Annotated in this window: 15 protein-coding genes; 11 read left to right on the forward strand and 4 right to left on the reverse strand. The window is 72.8% G+C overall.

The annotated features are described in order from the left end of the window. Positions 1–40 precede the first annotated feature (40 nt). Positions 41–2737, forward strand: coding sequence for a family 78 glycoside hydrolase catalytic domain (locus ACOWU6_RS06475; protein ID WP_421075143.1), 2697 nt, complete (start codon positions 41–43; stop codon positions 2735–2737). A gap of 30 nt (positions 2738–2767) precedes the next feature. Next, positions 2768–4045 (forward strand): MFS transporter, encoded by a 1278-nt coding sequence (locus ACOWU6_RS06480; protein WP_421075144.1) that lies wholly within the window; start codon positions 2768–2770, stop codon positions 4043–4045. 55 nt (positions 4046–4100) lie between these two features. On the opposite strand, the gene ACOWU6_RS06485 is transcribed toward ACOWU6_RS06480, so the two are convergent. Both ACOWU6_RS06485 and ACOWU6_RS06490 read right to left on the reverse strand, forming a co-directional pair. Then, complete coding sequence (locus ACOWU6_RS06485; RefSeq protein WP_421075145.1) at positions 4101–6713, reverse strand: family 78 glycoside hydrolase catalytic domain; 2613 nt, start codon at positions 6711–6713, stop codon at positions 4101–4103. A gap of 52 nt (positions 6714–6765) precedes the next feature. Then, positions 6766–7356, reverse strand: a complete 591-nt coding sequence (locus ACOWU6_RS06490; protein ID WP_282978821.1) for a TetR/AcrR family transcriptional regulator — start codon at positions 7354–7356, stop codon at positions 6766–6768. Positions 7357–7494: 138 nt separating this feature from the next. Between ACOWU6_RS06490 and ACOWU6_RS06495 the strand changes: the two genes are divergently transcribed. Both ACOWU6_RS06495 and ACOWU6_RS06500 read left to right on the forward strand, forming a co-directional pair. Next, positions 7495–8826 (forward strand): MFS transporter, encoded by a 1332-nt coding sequence (locus ACOWU6_RS06495; protein WP_421075146.1) that lies wholly within the window; start codon positions 7495–7497, stop codon positions 8824–8826. A gap of 69 nt (positions 8827–8895) precedes the next feature. Then, a complete protein-coding gene (locus tag ACOWU6_RS06500) occupies positions 8896–10140 on the forward strand; it encodes a glycoside hydrolase family 1 protein (RefSeq protein ID WP_421075147.1) in 1245 nt (414 codons plus the stop codon). A 321-nt stretch (positions 10141–10461) separates the two neighbouring features. On the opposite strand, the gene ACOWU6_RS06505 is transcribed toward ACOWU6_RS06500, so the two are convergent. Both ACOWU6_RS06505 and ACOWU6_RS06510 read right to left on the reverse strand, forming a co-directional pair. Then, complete coding sequence (locus ACOWU6_RS06505; protein ID WP_421075148.1) at positions 10462–11655, reverse strand: 4-hydroxybenzoate 3-monooxygenase; 1194 nt, start codon at positions 11653–11655, stop codon at positions 10462–10464. 100 nt (positions 11656–11755) lie between these two features. Further along, a complete protein-coding gene (locus tag ACOWU6_RS06510; RefSeq protein ID WP_421075149.1) occupies positions 11756–12511 on the reverse strand; it encodes an IclR family transcriptional regulator in 756 nt (251 codons plus the stop codon). A gap of 205 nt (positions 12512–12716) precedes the next feature. Here ACOWU6_RS06510 and ACOWU6_RS06515 point away from each other — a divergent pair, with 205 nt between their 5' ends. The 7 genes from ACOWU6_RS06515 to ACOWU6_RS06545 all read left to right on the forward strand — a co-directional run bounded on the left by ACOWU6_RS06515 (position 12717) and on the right by ACOWU6_RS06545 (position 18246). Then, positions 12717–13487 carry an IclR family transcriptional regulator gene (locus ACOWU6_RS06515; RefSeq protein ID WP_324013694.1) on the forward strand — a complete coding sequence of 257 codons (771 nt, stop codon included), beginning with the start codon at positions 12717–12719 and terminating at the stop codon, positions 13485–13487. Positions 13488–13736: 249 nt separating this feature from the next. After that, positions 13737–14555 carry a protocatechuate 3,4-dioxygenase subunit beta gene (gene pcaH, locus ACOWU6_RS06520; RefSeq protein WP_271172973.1) on the forward strand — a complete coding sequence of 273 codons (819 nt, stop codon included), beginning with the start codon at positions 13737–13739 and terminating at the stop codon, positions 14553–14555. Then, positions 14555–15124: a protocatechuate 3,4-dioxygenase subunit alpha gene (gene pcaG / locus ACOWU6_RS06525; protein ID WP_282978808.1), complete on the forward strand. Its 570-nt coding sequence runs from the start codon at positions 14555–14557 to the stop codon at positions 15122–15124. Before pcaH ends, pcaG begins: the two co-directional genes overlap by 1 nt. Beyond that, the gene (locus ACOWU6_RS06530; RefSeq protein WP_421075150.1) at positions 15114–16472 is read left to right on the forward strand and encodes a lyase family protein; all 1359 of its coding nucleotides are present in this window, start codon (positions 15114–15116) and stop codon (positions 16470–16472) included. The genes pcaG and ACOWU6_RS06530 overlap by 11 nt, the downstream gene beginning before the upstream one ends. After that, positions 16469–17224: an alpha/beta fold hydrolase gene (locus ACOWU6_RS06535; RefSeq protein WP_421075151.1), complete on the forward strand. Its 756-nt coding sequence runs from the start codon at positions 16469–16471 to the stop codon at positions 17222–17224. Before ACOWU6_RS06530 ends, ACOWU6_RS06535 begins: the two co-directional genes overlap by 4 nt. Further along, positions 17221–17622, forward strand: coding sequence for a 4-carboxymuconolactone decarboxylase (gene pcaC, locus ACOWU6_RS06540; protein ID WP_421075152.1), 402 nt, complete (start codon positions 17221–17223; stop codon positions 17620–17622). Before ACOWU6_RS06535 ends, pcaC begins: the two co-directional genes overlap by 4 nt. 9 nt (positions 17623–17631) lie before the next feature. Continuing rightward, entirely contained in the window at positions 17632–18246 is a 615-nt protein-coding gene (locus tag ACOWU6_RS06545) for a DUF4166 domain-containing protein (RefSeq protein WP_421075153.1), read from the forward strand. Positions 18247–18250 lie beyond the last annotated feature (4 nt).

Here is an 18250-nt window from a genome sequence, read left to right on the forward strand (position 1 = left end):
GCAGGGCACGGCATCCCGACCGTGCAGCGAAGGAGCACCCATGGCCCCGCGGACCTGCCGCGATCTGCGCGTCGAGCATCTGCACCGGCCCATCGCTGTCGATGTCCTCCGCCCTCGCTTCTCCTGGATCGCCGACCATGCGCAGACGGCGTATCGGCTCACGGTCACGGATGGTTCGGGCGCGGTCGTGTGGGACTCGGGGCGCGTCGACAGCTCCGAGACCTCCCTCATCGCGTACGACGGCGTGCCGCTTGCAGCCGACGCGGACTACGGCTGGCGGGTGGCGAGCTGGTCAGCCGGGGGCGTGATGAGTGCGGAGAGCGCCTTCGGCACGGCTCCGGACCTCGCTGCGTGGGCCGCGCCGTGGGTGGAGCCTGACCAGCGCCCGACCGAGACCGAGCGTTGGTCGCTCGCCGACTGGATTCGCGGGGGCGGCCCGATGACGCCGGTGGGGGAGCGCCTCCGCCCGGCGCAGCTCCTTCGGCAGGTCTTCGAGCTTCCTGAGGCGCCGCTTCGCGCTCGCCTCCACCTCACGGCGCGCGGCGTCTACTCCGCGTGGCTCGGCGGGGACCGCGTCGGCGACGAGGTGCTCGCCCCGGGGTTCGACAGCTACGCCCACCGCATCAGCGTGCAGACGTACGACGTCACCAGCCAGTTGACGGCGGGGCAGAACGTGCTGGCCCTCGCGCTCGCCGACGGCTGGTGGGCCGGTCGGATCGGCCTGACCGGATCGAGTGCGCAGTTCGGAGACTGCCTCGCCGCCACGTGGGAGCTCCACACGACCTTCGCGGACGGTGCGACCCATGTCATCCGCTCCGGCGGGGACGTGCGAAGCACCGAGGGGCCGTGGCGGTACGCGGATCTCTTCGTCGGCGAGCGGTTCGACGCACGCGCCCTGTCGAGCGGATGGCGCGAGCCCGGCTTCGACGACGGCTCCTGGACTCCCGTGATCGACCGGGGCATCGACAGCGGCGCTCTCGTCGCGTTCCGCGGCGAGCCCGTCCGGCGAGTGCGCGAGCTGCCCGCCCTCGACGTGCGCGAGACGGCGGAGGGATGGATCGTCGACTTCGGGCAGGTCATCGCCGGCCGTGTGCGCCTCGCTCTGCGCGGGCTCGCGCCCGGGAGCGAGGTCGTCGTCGAACACACCGAGGCCCTCGACCGCGACGGTTCGTGGTTCGTCAACATCGAGGGCATCAACAAGGAGCAGACCGACGTCTACGTTTCCGATGGACGCGACGCGGAATGGGAGCCCGAGTTCACCTTCCACGGCTTCCGCTACGCGCGTGTCCGCGGCGTCGACGGCCTGCGTGCGGAGGACGCGACAGCCGTGGTGATCTCGAGCGACCTCGACTACGCCGGCCGCTTCTGGACGACCGACGCGCGGCTGAACCGCCTTCACGAGAACGTGGTGTGGAGCCAGCGCGCGAACTTCCTGTCCATCCCGACCGACTGCCCCCAGCGCGAGCGCGCGGGGTGGACCGGCGACCTGCAGGTGTTCGCGCCGGCGGCGACCAACAACGCCCGGATCGCGGCCTTCGCTGCCCGCTGGCTCGACAACCTGCGCGCCGACCAGCTCGCCGACGGTCGCGTGCCGATCATGTCGCCGTACTCCGCCTGCGATCTCGCGGCGGCAGAGAGCGGGCACGGGGTCGGGTCGATCGTCGCGGCTGCGGGTTGGAGCGACGCGATCGCGATCGTGCCGTGGACCCTGTACGAGCGCTACGGCGACGAGCGCGTGATCGCCGAGAACTTCGAGGCGGTCCTCGCGTGGGTCGCCTTCCAGACGCGCACCGCCGAGACCGAGCTGATCGGGGGCGCCCTGAGTGACGAGCGACGTGCCCGACAGCGTCTGCTGTACAACACCGGTGAGCACTTCGGCGACTGGCTCACGCCCTCGACCTTGGAAGGGCGCCCGCTGCATGAGGCGATCGGCATCGCCCCTGCGCTCACGTCGGAGCTCGTCGCCCCGATGTTCCAGGCGCACACGCTGACCCTGGCGGGTCGGATGGCCGAGGTGCTGGGGCGGTCGGAGGGCGCCGATCTCGCGCGGCGGGCAGCGGAGGTCCGCTCCGCATTCGCAGCGGAGTACGTCGACTCGGACGGCTCGCTGCCCGTCCCGCTGCAGGGGATGTACGCGCTCGCGCTGGGACTCGACATGATCCCGACCGACCTCCGTGCGGCCGCGGGGAAGCGGCTCGCCGAGCTCGTTCGCCAGCGCGGGACGCGGCTCGACACGGGCTTCCTCTCTGTGCCGCACCTCCTCGACGCGCTCTGGGACACGGGGCACAAGGAGCTCGCGCGCGAACTGCTCTGGCAGGACGAGCCGCCCTCGTGGCTCTACGAGGTGGACCGTGGCGCGACCACCGTCTGGGAGTCGTGGGATGCGATCGGCGCTGACGGCGTCATCCGTCCGGTGTCGCTCAACCACTACGCGTTCGGCTGCGTCGACGACTGGCTCTTCCGCCGGGTCGCCGGCCTCTCCCCCGCCGCCCCCGGGTGGCGGAGGGCGCGTGTCGAACCCGACTTCGACGCGGGCGTCACGCGCGTGAGCGCTGCTGTGCCTACCCCGTACGGCGAACTCGCGGTGTCGTGGCGCCGCGAGGGAGACGCCGTGGAGATCGGTGTGACCGTGCCGTTCGGAGTCGCCGCCGACCTCGTCGTCGCGGGCGAGAGCATCCCGCTCGCTCCCGGCGCGAGCAGCCACCGCGCCGACTTGCGCGCGCCCGTCCATCCCTGACTCGACCCACCCGTTCAAAGGAGAACACCCGTGTCCCGCATCGTCACTGCCGTCCACCGGACGTCCGTCGGAGCATCGGGGAAGCCGAAGCTCGGCTTCCTCGTGCTCCTCGCCGCCGCCGTCGCGTCCGCCAACGGCGCCCTGCTCGCCATGGCCATCCTCACCCTGTCGCTCAAGTCGTCCGCGATCGACGCCGAGGGGGCGACGACCGTGCTGTCGATCGTCGTGGGCATCGGCAGCCTGTTCTCGCTCATCGGCTATCCCGTGGTCGGGCGGCTGAGCGACCGCACGCTTGCGCGCATCGGACGACGGCGCCCGTACCTCTTCACAGGGGCGGCGCTGTTCGCAGCCGGCGCCGCGATCACGGTCATCGCCTCGACGGTCGCGGTGCTCACCGCGGGCTACGTCGTCACGACGCTCGGTTTCGTCTGCGCGCTCGTCGGAGCGACCGCGCTTGTCCCGGATCAGGTCGCGGCGGAGCACCGCGGACCCGCGTCGGCGATGCTCGGCCTCGGCGCACCGATCGGCGCGCTTCTCGGGATCTTCCTCGCGCAGCTCATGCAGCCGAACCTCGTCGCGATGATCCTGCTGCCTTCCGGAGTGGCCGTGGTCGCCGTTCTCGCGCTCGCCCTGTCCGTGTCCGACGCGCCCATCGCGCGCGAGGAGAGGCCCACCTTCTCGGCCTCGCAGTTCCTGGGCACGTTCTGGGTGAACCCTCTGCGGCATCCGTCGTACGCCTGGGCGTGGTGGAGCCGGCTCATGATCTTCTTCGGCGTCGCCGCCGTCAATGCGTACCAGGCGTTCTACCTGATCATGGTTCACCACATCGATCCTGCGACCGTGGGAACAGCCATCCTCGTCGCCGGCCTCCTCTCGACCGGACTGTCGCTCGTGTTCGCGCCGATGCTCGCCAAGCTCTCGGACCGGGTCGGACGCCGCAAGCCATTCGTCATCGCCTCGGCCGTCGTCTTCGCCGTCGGCCTCGGCCTCACCGCGGCCGCGACGACGTACCCGATGTTCCTCGTCGCGGTCGCCGTCATGGGCATCGGGCAGGGCGTGTACTTCGCCGTGGACTACGCGCTGATCATGGACGTGCTTCCCGACGCGCACAACCCTGCGAAGGACCTCGGCATCATGAACCTGGCCAGCTCGCTGCCCTCGTCGATCGTGCCTGCGGTGGCCCCCGCCCTGCTCGCGATCGGCGCGAGCGCCACGAGCCCGCAGAACTTCACGGCGCTGTTCCTGGCGGGAACGGCCGCCGCCGTGCTGGGGGCGATGCTCATCCTGCCGATCCGCGGCGTGCGGTGAGGGCGCGGCGGGGCGCCCGCGCGAGGCGCTCCGCCCGCCGGACGCCGGGCGGCCGCTAGCCCGTGAACGACGCGGCCACCGCGGCCGCCTCACCGGCGGTGAACGCGCACGCGAACAGGTGCGTCCCCGAGCCGACGATCGTCGGCTCCGACCCGTCGGGCAACACGATCTCGGCTTCCGTTGACGGCGGGACGACGACCTCGAGGGCGAAGGCGTCGTCCTCGAGAGTCCAGGACGCCTCCGCGCGACCGTAGGGCGTCTCGTGGGCGGTGCGCGCCCACGTGAGCTCGGGAGTCGGGAGCGGCGCGACCCGGATCCGGCGGTAGCCCGGCGCTGCCGGAGCGAGTCCGCCGACCCGTCGGTGGAGGAAGTCGGCCACAGCTCCGAACGCGTAGTGGTTGAACGACGTCATCTCGCCCGGGTTGATCGAGCCGTCGGGGAGCATCGAGTTCCAGCGCTCCCAGACCGTGGTCGCCCCCATCGTCACGGCGTAGAGCCACGACGGGCACTCCGTCTGCAGGAGAAGCCGCCACGCTGTCGCGGCGTGACCGGTGTCGGCGAGCGCGTCGAGCACGTGCGGCGTGCCGAGGAAGCCCGAGCCGATCGCGAACCCGTCGGCGGCGACCTGGGCGGCCATGAGCTCTCCCGCGTGCTCCTCCTGCTCGGGGAGCAGGAGGCCGAAGCGGATGGCCAGGGCGTACGCGGTCTGCGACGGGAACGCCGCGCGCCCCGTGGGGGTGACGTACTCGTCGCGGTAGCGCGCCGCCGTGCGGGCGAAGAGGTCCGCGTAGCGCGCCTCGTCCTCGCGGCGATCGAGGACGGCCGCGGCGTCGCGGAGGATGCGCGCCGACAGCGCGAGGTACGCGGTCGCGACCGCCTGCCACGGCAGGCGCGCGGCCCACGGCTGGTCGTCGGGCGCCGCCGCGTCGAGCCAGTCCCCGAACGAGAAACCTCCACTGGAGAAGTCGAGGGCGTCGCCCGCTCGCGCGGCGAGCGCCTCGACCCATCCGGTCATCGAACCCCACTGGCGGCGGAGGATCTCGACGTCGCCGTAGCGCTCGTAGAGCGTCCACGGCACGACCGTCGCGGCGTCGCCCCAGCCGGCCTCGGCCCCGAGCGGCGGCATATTCGGGTCGACGTCGGCCCAGGGGATGTAGACCGGCACGTTGCCGTCGTCGTGCTGGTCGGCGGCGAGGTCGGCGAGCCATCCCGTGAGCATCCCCGACGTGTCGTAGAGGTACGCGGCGGTCGGCGCGAAGGCCATCAGGTCGCCCGTCCAGCCGAGGCGCTCGTCGCGCTGCGGGCAGTCGGTCGGCACGTCGAGGAAGTTGCCGCGCATGCCCCACACGACATTCTCGTGCAGACGGTCGAGCAGCGGATCCGAGCACGAGAAGGTGCCGACGCGGCGCATGTCGGTGTGCAGCACGACGGCCTCGAACGCCGACGGATCGACGTCGCCGGGCCATCCGCTCACCTCCGCGTACCGGAAGCCGTGGAACGTGAAAGCGGGCTCCCACGCGAACGCGGCGCCATCGCCGAGGACCACATCGGTCGCACGGGCGCGCCGCAGCGGTCGGGTGCCGAGCTCGCCGTGCTCGAGCACCTCGGCGTGCCGCAGCACGATCTCGCCTGCGTCGGCCGGGACGCGCACGCGGAGCCGGCCGACGAGGTTCTGCCCGAAGTCGAGGATCGTCCGGCCGGTCGGCGAGGTGCGCACCTCGACAGGGCGGATGGTCTCGGTGCGGCGGACGGCCGGACCGTCGGGCGCGACGAGGGTCGCGGGGTCGAACGCGACCGTCGACACGGCATCCCACGCGGCGTCGTCGAAGCCGGGCTCGTCCCATCCGGCGATGGCGCGACGCGCATCGTAGGTCTCGCCCATGTACAGGTCGGCGCGCGTCACGGGCCCGAGGGTCGAGCGCCAGGTCGCATCGCTCCCGACCACCGTGAGGGAACCGTCGGCGTGCTCGACCTCGAGCTGCACGAGCGCGGCCGTCCGGTCTCCGTAGAGGTCGCGGAGGCCGCCGAACCCGAGGTACCCGCGGTACCAGCCGTCTGCGAGGTGCACCGCGAGGGCGTTGCGTCCCTCGTGCACGAGCTCGGTGACATCCCACGTGCGATAGCGCAGCCGCCGCGCGTAGCTCGTCCATCCGGGGTGGAGCACGTCGTCGCCGACGGGGCGCCCGTTGATCCGCAGCGTCATGACGCCCCGGGCCGTGGCGCGGACGCGGGCGCGCACGATCCCGCCGCGGAGCTCGGCCTCGCCGCGCAGCAGCGCGGCCGGCTCGCCGCCGTCGCCCGTCTCGGGCAGCGCGGGAGCGACCATCCGCGCCTCCCACAGTGCGGAGTCGAGCAGCCCCGTCTCGAGGACGGTCGGCGCGCTCCAGTCCGACGCGTCGCCCTCGGCGCCCCACACGCGCACCCGCACCGAGCGGCGCGCCCGGCTGCCGAGCGCCTCGGCAGGCCAGGGCACGAGCACCTGATCGACCGACTCGACGCGTCCGGTCGTGAACGCGCCCGCGTCGGAGACGATCTCGATCTCGTAGGCGCGCTGCGCCCATCCGGGCTGGTCGGCGTCGACGATCCACGACAGGCGCGGACGCGTCTCGCCGATGCCGATCGGCTCGCGGTGGTGCTCGACGGTCACAGGGCGGGCGGCGATGCTCATGGGGCTCCTGACTGATGGCGGACGACGGCGTCCGCGGATGGTCGTGGTCGGGTCAGAGGGGATCGACGAGATAGCCGTCGATGACGTCGCGGATGTCGTCGGCCATGTCGACGTCGAAGCCGTTCAGCCAGAGGAGCTCGAGGCCCTCCGTCATCGCGATCGTGCGCAGCGCGGCGGTGCGCGGGTCGACGCCGTCGCGGAGCCCTCCGTCGTCGCGCACCTCGGCGAACGCGCGGGTGACGGCGTCGGCGATGCGCTCGAGGCGGGCGTGGAAGTACTCGTGCGCGGGATGGTCCGGGTCGACCGCCTCGGCCGACAGGTTGCGGTAGAGCTGCACGACACCGCGCTGGGCGGCCTGCGCTCGGGAGATCTCGACGAGGCCGAGGAGGAAGTCGCGGCCGCGCCGCGCCTCGAGGACGCCCTCGGCGCGCGCGTCGCGCTGCTCGAGAACGGCGCGCAGGAGGGCGATCTTGCCGCCCGCGAAGTGGTGGAGGACGCCCGTCTGGGTGATGCCCACGGCTCGCGCGATCTCGTTGACCGAGCTCGCGGTGTACCCGTTCTTCGCGAACACCGCGAACGCGGCGTCGAGGATCTGCGCGCGCCGTTCCGCGCTCTTCCGGTACTCGCCTCGGGGCCCTGCCATGTCAGCACCGTACCAGGATCCGCGCAAAAACATTGAACCCTTTAACTTTTCGTGTTAGCGTCTCCCGCATCCCGGCGACGGGACCCCATCGACGAAGAGACGGCCGACCCGACGGCCCCCATCGGCAAGGAAGCCACCATGACCATCCCCGAAGACGCCCCCGCGGCCACGCCGTTCGGCGCAGCCCCCGCGATCACGACCGACACCCTGCGCGAGCTCACCCCGACCGAGGCGTTCCGCCAGCGCGTGAAGCGCCCCCGCGGCTTCACGTTCTTCCTCGTTCTCGCGATGGTGGGCGCGGCCGCCGCCCAGATGTCGGCGGCGCTCCTCACCCTCACGCTCAAGGCGACGGAGATCGACGCCGCGACCGCGACGACGACGATCTCGATCTCGAGCGCCGTCGCGGGCATCCTCACGCTGTTCGCGCTGCCCATCGTCGGCACGCTGAGCGACCGCACGCGGTCGCGCTTCGGCCGGCGCCGCCCGTACCTCGTCGTGGGGGCGATCGCGTTCGTGCTCGGGGCCATCCTGCTCGTGACGGCGCCGAACGTGCCCGTGTTCGTCGCGGCGCACCTCCTCATCACGACCGGGTTCGTCGCGGCCAACGTCACGGTCATGGCGCTCCTCACCGACCAACTGCCCGCCGACCAGCGCGACGTCGCCACGGCGCTCGTGAGCATGAGCACGCCGATCGGCGCGCTCTTCGGGATGGCCGTGGCGGTGCCGTTCGGGCAGCAGCTCCTCCCGCTCGTGGGCATCCCGACCGCTCTCGCCGTCATCGGGATGCTCGTGCTCGCCGTGGTCGTCCGCGACCCGAAGTGGGAGTTCCCGCAGCCGCCCTTCGACCTGCGAGCCGCGCTGCGCGTGTTCTGGGTGAATCCGCTCAAGCACTCCGCGTTCACGTGGGTCTTCACGAGCCGCATGCTCGTGTTCTCGGGCGTCGCCGCGCTGAACGGGTACCAGGCGATCTACCTCATGCAGAAGCTTCACATCGATCCCGCGGCTCTCGGTTCGATGATCCTGCTCACCGTCGTCGTGAACCTCGGCATCACGATGCTCGTCGCCCCGCTCGTCGGCAAGCTCAGCGACCGCCTCGGCGTCCGCAAGCCGTTCATCCTCGTCGCCGCGGTCATCCTCGCCGTCGGCCTCGTGCTCGCCTCGCTCGCGCCCGACTTCGGCTTCTACCTCGTGGCGTGCACGGTCGTCGGCCTCGGCCAGGGCGTGTACTTCGCGGTCGAGCTCGTGCTCGCGACGCAGGTCCTCCCCGACCCCGACAACCCCGCGAAGGACCTCGGCATCCTCAAGATCGCCGACAACCTGCCCGTGACGATCGTCGCCGCGGCGGCGCCCGCCCTCCTCGCGATCGGCGCGGGGCCCGCCGGCCCGAACTTCGCCGCGCTCTTCATCGCCGGCGCGATCGCCGCGGTGATCGGCGGCCTCGTGATCCTCTTCGTGCGCGGAGCGCGCTGACCTCGGATGGCCGCCCCGCGCGGGGCGGCCATCCCTCCTCGATCGAATCCCGAAGAAAGCAGTGACGACATGACCTCCTTCCCCGACGGCTTCCTCTGGGGCGTCGCGACGGCCGGACACCAGAACGAGGGCGGCAACGTCCACAGCGACATCTGGTTCCTCGAGAACATGACGCCGACGCTGTTCCGGGAGCGCTCGGGTGAGGCCTGCCGCGCATACGACCTCTTCGAGAGCGATCTCGACATCGTCGCGGGCCTCGGGCTCAGCGCCTTCCGCTTCTCGGTCGAATGGGCGCGCATCGAGCCCGAGCGCGGCGTCGTGTCGCAGAAGGAGCTCGACCACTACGAGCGGGTCGTGGACGCCGCGCTCGAGCGCGGCCTCGCCCCCCTCGTGACCCTCAACCACTTCGCGTCGCCGCACTGGTTCTCGGCCGCGGGGTCCTGGCTCGCCTCCGACGCCGCGGCTCTGTTCGCCGAGCAGGCCGACCGCGTCATGGCGCGCTTCGGCGACCGACTCGCGGCGGTCCTGACGCTCAACGAGCCGAACCTCGAGCAGCTGCTGCAGGCGGGCGGCAAGCTGCCTCCCGTCGCCGAGCAGCTCAAGCGCGACATGCTCGCCGCGGCCGCGCGGGCGGCCGGCGCCGAGCGCTACTTCGCGTCGAACGTGCTGCCGGCCGAGGCGCAGGCCGACTTCCAGGAGGCGTTCACCGTGGCCCACCGCGCCGCGAAAGCCGCCGTCCAGGCGCGGCGCGCGGACCTCCCCGTCGGCGTCTCGATCGCGATCTCCGACGAGGTCGCACTGCCCGGCGGTGAGGCGCGTCGCGACGCGCGCCGTGCGGCGGTCTACGACCACTGGCTCGAGGTCGCCCGCGACGACGACTTCATCGGCGTGCAGAACTACGAGCGGACCTATCACGACGCCTCGGGCGAGGTCGTCCCCGACGGGCCGCGCAACGGCATGGGCACGGTCATCGAGCCGGCGTCGCTCGCGGGCGCCGTCCGCTACGCGCACGAGGTGTCGGGCGTGCCCGTGCTCGTGACCGAGCACGGCATCCAGACCGACGACGACACGCAGCGCGCGGCGTTCATCCCGGCGGCGCTCGAGGCCCTCGGCGAGGAGATCGCGGCGGGCACGCCCGTGCTCGGCTACTGCCACTGGACGCTCATGGACAACTTCGAGTGGATCTTCGGCTACGGCCCCAAGCTCGGCCTCGTGTCGGTCGACCGCGACACGTTCGCGCGGACGCCCAAGCCGAGTGCCGCGGTGTACGCGGATGCCGTGCACGCGGCGCGGGCGGTGCCGGCGGCCGGCTGAGCTGCTTCCGCTCTGGGGGGATGGATTGTCCCGCTCCGGGAGCAGGACAATCTGCCGAGAGCAGGACGATCTTCGCCCGATCGTCCTGCTCTCGGTCTTTTCTCCTGATCCCGGTCTTTCGGTCTTTCTCCGGCGGCGGGCGCGGGCGGGTTGGTAGAGGCCTGAGTGGTCGTGTCTCGGTTTTGGCGGGTTAGCGGGCTGGATTCCCGCAGCGGGTGAGACACGCACGCACGCGCCGCCACCGCCGCACGCACGCCCGCGCCGCCGCACGCCCGCGCCACCGCCGCACGCACCGGCGGTCGCGCGTCCCTCCCGGGGTGCCTAACGGCCGAGCACGGCCTCGATGCCGGGCATCGGCCATCCGGTGTACGCCTCGGCGAGGTAGGTGCGTCCGGCCTCCGACTCGACGACGGTGCGGAGCTCCCCGAGCTGGCGCCGGCGGTCGAAGTCACTCGCCTCCGGCTGCAGGTGCAGCATGCTCGTCATCCACCAGGAGAAGTGCTGCGCCTTCCAGATCCGCTGGAGCGCGGTCTCGGGATAGGCGTCGACGAGCGCGTCGTCGCCGTCGGCCAGCGCGCTGCGCAGGGCCTCGCTGAGGAGCACGACGTCGGCGACGGCGAGGTTCATCCCCTTGGCGCCCGTCGGCGGGACGGTGTGCGCCGCGTCGCCGACGAGCACGACGCGGCCCCGCCGCAGCTCGTGGGCCACGAAGCTGCGGAACCGCAGGATGTCGCGCTGGAAGATGCGCCCCTCCTTGAGCGTCGTGCCGGGCACGCGCGCCTGCAGCGTCTCCCACAGCTCGGCCTCGCTGAGCGCATCCGGGTCGGCCTCTGGGTCGCACTGGAAGTACATCCGCTGCACCTCGGGGCTGCGCTGGCTGATGAGCGCGAAGCCCTCGGCCGAGTTGGAGTAGATGAGCTCCTCGGCGCTCGGCGGCGCCTCGCAGAGGATGCCGAACCACGCGAACGGGTACTCGCGGAAGTACCCCGCCCGCTGCCCGCTGACCGACGACCGCGCGACCGAGCGCGAGCCATCCGAGCCGACGATCCAGTCGGCCTCGATCTCGACCGGCGCGCCGGACGCGTCGCGCGCGATGAGGCGGGGCCGATCCGACTCGGCGTCCTCGACGCGCTCTGCCGTGACCTCGAAGCGGAGGTCCTGGCCGGCGGCGAGTCGCGCCGCGATGAGGTCCTTGAGCGCCTCGTGCTGGGGGTAGAGCCACACGGCCCTGCCCGCCGTCGCGGCGAAGTCGATGCGATGGTGCTCGCCGGCGAACGCGAGTTCGATGCCCTCGTGGCGCCGCCCGACGGTGTGCACGCGGTCGGATGCCCCGGTCTCGCTGAGGATCTCGACCGTGCCCTGCTCGAGGATGCCGGCGCGGATGGTCGTCTCGATCTGCTCGCGCGAGCGCTGGTCGATGACGATCGACTCGATCCCCTGACGGCCCAGCAGGTGCGAGAGGAGGAGGCCCGCCGGGCCGGCTCCGATGATGGCGACGCGCGTGCGCTCGGTCATGTCCGTCTCCTTCGACGTGGTCGGGATGGCACGAGTCTCCCCGGCGGGACGGGTTGGCTGCGCGCTTGTTCCCGTTCAACGGGAATCGTGTCCCGCGCCGTCAGCGCCGGGACGCGCCGAGCGAAGCGGAGATCCCGGCCGCCGCTGCACGGAGCTCCTCGACCGCGCCGGCGGTCGGCGCCTCGCGCGGCAGAACGACCGACAGGGCCGCGATCACCGGGCCCCGGCCATCCCGCACCGGAACGGCGACGCCGGTCGACACCGACTCGATCGAGCCCTCGGCGACGACGAATCCGTCGCGTCGGATGGCGCCGAGGCGGCGCCGCAGCTCGATCGGGTCGACGACGGTCTCCGGTGAGACCGCGGCGAGCGGCTCGGCGAGCACCCGCTCGCGCTCCTCCTCCGGAGCGAACGCGAGGAGGATGAGACCCGACGACGATGCGTGCAGGGGCAGCCGCCCGGCGACGCGCGTGATGTTGGCGCCCGACGTCGGCGACGAGAGGCGCTCGAGGAAGAGCGCCTCGCCCCGCTCGAGCACTGCGAGCTGGGTGTGCTCGCGGATCCGGCTCTGCACGCGCTCCATGAACGGCAGGGCGACCTGTCGCAGCCGCAGGGCGAGGGAACCGCGCTCGGCGAGCTCCCACAGGCGCAGGCCGAGGCGGATGCGGCGCTCGCCATCCCGCTCCAGCAGCCCCGACGCGACGAGGTCGGCGACCATCCGATGCGCCGTCGACGAGGGCAGGCCGGCGCGTCGGCCGATCTCGGCGGTCGTCTGCACCGTGCGGTCGGTCGTGAACGTCTCGAGCACGCGCACGATCCGCTCGGTGACCGAGTCGCCCGACGGGGAGTTCGCCATGGGGCCATTGTCGCCCGCCGCCCGGGCATGTCTCGCCTCGTGCGTGACCGGAATCGGATGGCTGGGGCGCGTGTGCGCGTGTCGTGCGCAGGGGGCGACTCTTGTCGCACGGATCCGATTCGGGGGACGCGGGAGGCCATCCGGCCAGGTCTCCATGTCTCGAGTCGTGCGGGTTCGGATGGCCCAGAGGCGCGACAATCGAGACATGGGAGTGGAGGGAGAGGGCGAAGGGGTCCTCACGCGGGCGATGCGGATCCTCGCGTGCTTCACGGCCGACGAGCCCGATCTCAGCGCGACGCGGCTGTCGGAGCAGACGGGGCTGTCGTCGTCGACCCTCCACCGCATCCTCGCCCAGCTCGTCGATCACGGCCTGCTCGCCCGCGCTCCGGGGCGGCGCTACATCGTCGGACCGCGGCTGTGGGAGCTGGGCGAGCTCTCGCCGCTGTCCCTCCGGCTGCGCGAGACCGCGCTGCCGCACATGCAGCGGCTCTACGAGGCGACCGGCGAGAACGTCCACCTCGCGGTGCTCGACGCGCCGACGCCCGAACGCGCATCCGCGCTCTACGTCGGACGCGTCACGGGCCACGGATCCATCCCGACCCTGTCGCGCATGGGCGGGCGCCACCCGCTCCACACCGTCGGCGTCGGCAAGGCCATGCTCGCGCAGCAGGGGGAGGAGTGGCTGCGGCAGTTCTTCCGGGCGCCGCTCGAGCGCGAGACCGTGCACTCCCTCACGTCCGAGGAGGCCGTGCGCGCCGACCTCGCCGCCACCAAGGCCCGCGGCTACGCGGTCGCGCGCGAGGAGATGACCCTCGGCAACATCTCGATCGCCGCGATGCTCGGGCATGTGCGCGGGCTCCCGCCCACGGCGATCGGCGTCGTCGCGCACATCGACACGGCGGATGAGCGGCGCCTCGCGGCTCTCGTGCGGCAGACGGCCGCCGCCCTGACGCGCGAGCTCCGCGACGCGAGCTGACGAGCTCGCTCCCGCCATCCGCCCGGGACGCGACGCAGGAGTTCCCGCGCCCGCGCGGCTGCCCGCCCCCGGAATCACGCGGCTCGCCGTCCGCGTCGCGCCCGGAACTCCTGCGCTGTGTCCCGCGAGCGCCGCCCGAACGCCCCTCCGCCGCCCCTCCCGGCCGCTCCTCCCACTCACCGGGAGAATCCCGCCCGTCGGCGCGGCGGTCGCGCCACACTGGACCGGCACCTCGTCGAAGGAGACACCATGACGCCAGAGCAGACCGCGGCGGCCCCCGAGTCGCTGCTCGCCTCGCCCGATCAGGTTAGCCAGGCCGAGATCACCGAGGAGATCCGGCAGATCCACGCCGACGCCGCCGCGCGCGTGGCCGCGGGCGAGAACGTGCCCAGCACGCTCTACGACTTCCCCCCGTACCGGTCGAGCATCCTGCGTCACCCGACGAAGAACCCCAAGCTCGTCGACCCCGAGACGATCGAGCTGTGGTCGCCCGCCTACGGCGAGCGGGATGTCGCGGCGATCGAGTCCGACCTGACGCTGCAGCACGCGGGCGAGCCGCAGGGCGAGCGGATGACCGTGAGCGGCCGTCTGCTCGACGGCTGGGGGCGCCCGATCGCGAACCAGCTCATCGAGCTGTGGCAGGCCAACGCCGCGGGCCGCTACATCCACCAGCGCGACCAGCACCCCGCTCCGCTCGACCCGAACTTCACGGGCGCCGGCCGCACGATCACCAACGCCAACGGCGAGTACTCCTTCACGACGATCAAGCCGGGCCCGTACCCGTGGAAGAACCACGTCAACGCGTGGCGTCCTGCGCACATCCACTTCTCCGTCTTCGGCCGCGGCTTCACGCAGCGCCTCGTGACGCAGATGTACTTCCCGAGCGACCCGCTGTTCGCGCTCGACCCGATCTACAACACGATCCGCGACCAGAAGGACCGCGAGCGGCTCATCGCGACCTACGACCACGACCTCACGGTGCCCGAGTTCTCGATGGGCTACCGCTGGGACATCGTCGTCGACGGCCCCGACGCGACGTGGTTCGAGCCCGAGGGAGACGAGCACTGATGACCCGCAGCGACCTCGGCGAGAAGACGCTCGCCCCCACCGCCGGCCAGACCGTCGGACCGTTCTTCAAGTTCGGTCTCGAGTTCGACGGGATGGCGCAGGTCGCCTTCCCGCACAGCCCCGGCGCGATCGTGCTCGGCGGCACCGTGCGCGACGGCAACGGGCACCCCATCCCCGACGCCGTCGTCGAGATCTTCGGCGCCGACACGGATGGCACGGTGCCGCGTGCGCGCGGAACGCTCCGCCGCGACGGGCATTCGTTCACGGGCTACGGCCGCTCGTTCACGGATGACGAGGGCCACTACGAGTTCTGGACGCGCAACCCCGGCCCCATCGAGGGCAAGGCGCCGTTCTTCGCGGTGGTGCTGTGGGCGCGCGGGCTTCCCAACAAGCTGCACACGCGCATCTACCTGCCGGAGGAGCCCGAGCGCCTCGCGCAGGACCCGCTCCTCGCCTCCCTCGACGAGGGCGAGCGCGCTACGCTCATCGCGACACGCACGTCCGATGGCTACCTGCACCACGACATCCGGCTGCAGGGGGATGAGGAGACCGTCTTCCTTGCATACTGACCCCGACCGCTTCGACGCCGGACTCCTCTCGCCGGTGACCGCCGGGCGCGAGGATCGGGTGTCGGACGCCGCGGTGCTGTCGGCTCTCGTGCTCGCCGAGCGCGCGCTCATCGAGGCCTACATCGCGGTCGGGGCGGTGAAGGACGTCGACGCCGTGCGCACTGAGGCCGACGCGTTGGGCGTGGCCGACGTGCACGCGCTCGCGCTGGCCGCGGTCGCCGGCGGGAACCCCGTGATCCCGCTCGCGAACGAGCTGCGGATCTTCGCGGGGCCGCACGTCAAGCCGTGGATCCACCGGGGCGCGACGAGCCAGGACATCCTCGACACGGCGCTCATGCTCGTCGCGAAGGACGCCGCGGCGCACGTGCTCGCCTCGCTCGACGCGGTCGTCGGGTCGCTCGAGCACTTCGCGCAGGAGTACCGCGACGTGCCGGCCGCCGCGCGCACGCTCACCCAGCACGCGGTGCCCACGACCGTCGGCCTCCGCGCCGCGAACTGGCTGCGGGCCGTCCGCCGGGCGCGAGCGCGGCTGGCCGCGCTGGAGTTCCCCGCGCAGCTGGGCGGAGCAGGCGGAACGCTCGCCTCGTTCGTCGAGGTCGCGGGGCGCGCCCGCGCGAGCGAGCTGCCGGCCGCCTTCGCGACGGCGCTCGGCCTCGCGGCTCCCGACGGCGTCTGGCACGTCACCCGCTGGCCCGTGACCGAGGCCGGAGACGCGTTCGCGCAGGCGCTCGACGCGCTCGGCCTCATCGCCGCCGACGTGGCGACGCTGTCGCGCACCGAGATCGGCGAGCTCGCGGAGGGCACGGGCGGCGGCTCGTCCGCCATGCCGCAGAAGCAGAATCCCGCGCGGTCGGTGCTCATCCGCTCCGCCGCCATCCGCGCCCCGCACCTCGCCGCGACGCTGCACTCGGCAGCCGGCCTCGCCGTCGACGAGCGCCCCGACGGCGCATGGCATGCCGAGTGGCCGACGCTGCGCGAGCTCCTGCGGCTCGCGCTCGGCGCCTCGGCGCACGCGGTCGACCTCGTCTCGGGGCTGCGGGTCAACCGCGACGCCGTGGAGCGGAACCTCGCCGCGACCGGAGGGCTCATCGTCGCCGAGCGCCTGTCCGTCGCGCTGGGCCCCGTGCTCGGGCGCGATCGCGTGAAGGACATCGTCTCAACCGCGGGAGCGGGCGGCGACCTGCGTGCGCTCGTCGCGGCGGCCCTCGCCGAGGCCGGCGTCGACGGCGTCGACGTCGACGACCTCCTCGACCCCGCGCGGTACACGGGGCTCGCGGGGGCCTCCGTCGACCGCGCGACCGAGGATGCCGCCGACCACTCGCCCCTGACCGAGGAGGAGAGCGCATGATCGCCCTCACCGCCCCCGTCGGCCCCGCCGACGCCCCGCTCGTCGTGCTCGGGCCCTCGCTCGGCACCTCGACCATCCTCTGGGAGAGCGTCGCCCCGCTCCTTGCCGCGCGCTTCCGCGTCGCCCTGTGGGACCTCCCGGGGCACGGCGCCGCGAAGCCGGTCGCGGAGCCCTTCACGGTCGGCGACCTCGCCGACGCGGTGGCCGAGGCGGTCGGCGAGCCCTTCCTCTATGCGGGCGTCTCGCTGGGCGGCGCGACGGGGCTCGAGCTCCTGCTGCGGCACCCGGGCCTCGTCTCCCGCGCCGCGATCGTGTGCGCGTCGCCGCGCTTCGGCGAGCCGCAGGCGTGGCATGACCGTGCAGCGCAGGTGCGCGCGCAGGGCACGCCCGTGCTCGTGAGCGGCTCGGCCGAGCGGTGGTTCGCGCCGGGCTCGATCGCCCGCGTGCCGGTGCTCAGCGGGCGGCTGCTCCACGCGCTGAGCGACGCCGACGACGAGAGCTACGCGCTGTGCTGCGAGGCCCTCGCGCAGTACGACGTCGCCGATCGCCTCGGCGAGATCGCGGTGCCCGTGCTCGCGGTCGCGGGCGCGCACGATCCGGTGTCGCCGCCCGCCCACGCCGAGGCGATCGCGCAGGGGGTGCAGGACGGCCGCTCCGCCGTGATCCCCGACGCGAGCCACCTCGCGCCCGCCGAGCAGCCGGCGGCGGTCGCCGAGCAGCTCATCCGCCACTTCGAGGGGATCGCACGATGACCCGACCCGACGGCCAGGGGCTCACCGACGAGGAGCGCTACGACCAGGGGATGGCCGTGCGCCGCGCGGTGCTCTCCGACGCGCACGTCGATCGCGCGACGGCGAATCAGACGCCGTTGAGCGCGGACTTCCAGGACCTCATCACCCGCTACGCGTGGGGGGACATCTGGTCGCGCCCCGGCCTCGATCGCCGGTCGCGCTCGGTCGCCGTGCTCAGCTCGCTCATCGCGCACGGGCATCACGAGGAGCTCGCGATGCACCTGCGCGCTGCCCTCCGCAACGGCCTCACGGTCGACGAGATCCGCGAGGTCATCCTGCAGTCCGCGATCTACTCGGGCGTGCCCGCCGCGAACACGGCGTTCCGGATCGCGAACGAGGTCCTCTCCGACGACGAGTAGGCTCGCGGCGTGACCGGATCGCCGTACGCGCGGGCGCTCGGGGCGCGGATCGACGAGCTCCATCCGACCCTGCGGCGGTACTTCTCGACGATCCCCGAGGGGAGCGTCGGCGTCGGGGAGGGCGTGTTCGACACGGTGGGCACGCCGCGCCGCTGGCTGCATCCCCTGCTGCGCGTGCTCGAGGCGCGCGGCGTCGTGTGGGCCGGCTGGGCGCGCGACGTGCCGTTCCGGATCGTCAACCGGACGGCGGATGGCCGCGCGCTCGCCCGCAGGGAGCTGCGGCTCCCGGGCGGCGACTGGACGATGGTCGACGCCGTCGCGCTCGCCGAGACAGGACGCGTCGTCGATCGGCTCGGCGAGCCCCCGACGCTCGCTGCGGTGTTCGACGTGCGGGTGGACGACGGGGCGCTCGTGCTCGTGAGCCGGTCGGTCGGGCTGCGCTGGGGGCGCCTGCGGGTGCGCCTCCCGCGTCGCGTGGCGCCCGTCGTCCGCCTCCGCGAGAGCTGGGACGACGCGGTCGGCCGCCAGCGCGTGGAGCTGACGGTCGACGCGCCCGTCGTGGGCCGCGTGTACGCGTACCGGGGGACGTTCCAGTACCGGATCGAACCCGACGCCGGCGGGTAGTCTG

Origin of the sequence: Microbacterium sp. SA156 (genome assembly GCF_049065455.1) — a bacterium.
GTDB lineage: Bacteria > Actinomycetota > Actinomycetes > Actinomycetales > Microbacteriaceae > Microbacterium > Microbacterium barkeri.

Coding starts and splice junctions, on each gene's coding strand:
- ACOWU6_RS06475 (WP_421075143.1), top strand. CDS start 41: ATGGCCCCGCGGACCTGCCGCGATCTGCGCGTCGAGCATCTGCACCGG.
- ACOWU6_RS06485 (WP_421075145.1), bottom strand. CDS start 6,713: ATGAGCATCGCCGCCCGCCCTGTGACCGTCGAGCACCACCGCGAGCCG.
- ACOWU6_RS06490 (WP_282978821.1), bottom strand. CDS start 7,356: ATGGCAGGGCCCCGAGGCGAGTACCGGAAGAGCGCGGAACGGCGCGCG.
- ACOWU6_RS06495 (WP_421075146.1), top strand. CDS start 7,495: ATGACCATCCCCGAAGACGCCCCCGCGGCCACGCCGTTCGGCGCAGCC.
- ACOWU6_RS06500 (WP_421075147.1), top strand. CDS start 8,896: ATGACCTCCTTCCCCGACGGCTTCCTCTGGGGCGTCGCGACGGCCGGA.
- ACOWU6_RS06505 (WP_421075148.1), bottom strand. CDS start 11,655: ATGACCGAGCGCACGCGCGTCGCCATCATCGGAGCCGGCCCGGCGGGC.
- ACOWU6_RS06510 (WP_421075149.1), bottom strand. CDS start 12,511: ATGGCGAACTCCCCGTCGGGCGACTCGGTCACCGAGCGGATCGTGCGC.
- ACOWU6_RS06515 (WP_324013694.1), top strand. CDS start 12,717: ATGGGAGTGGAGGGAGAGGGCGAAGGGGTCCTCACGCGGGCGATGCGG.
- pcaH (WP_271172973.1), top strand. CDS start 13,737: ATGACGCCAGAGCAGACCGCGGCGGCCCCCGAGTCGCTGCTCGCCTCG.
- pcaG (WP_282978808.1), top strand. CDS start 14,555: ATGACCCGCAGCGACCTCGGCGAGAAGACGCTCGCCCCCACCGCCGGC.
- ACOWU6_RS06535 (WP_421075151.1), top strand. CDS start 16,469: ATGATCGCCCTCACCGCCCCCGTCGGCCCCGCCGACGCCCCGCTCGTC.
- pcaC (WP_421075152.1), top strand. CDS start 17,221: ATGACCCGACCCGACGGCCAGGGGCTCACCGACGAGGAGCGCTACGAC.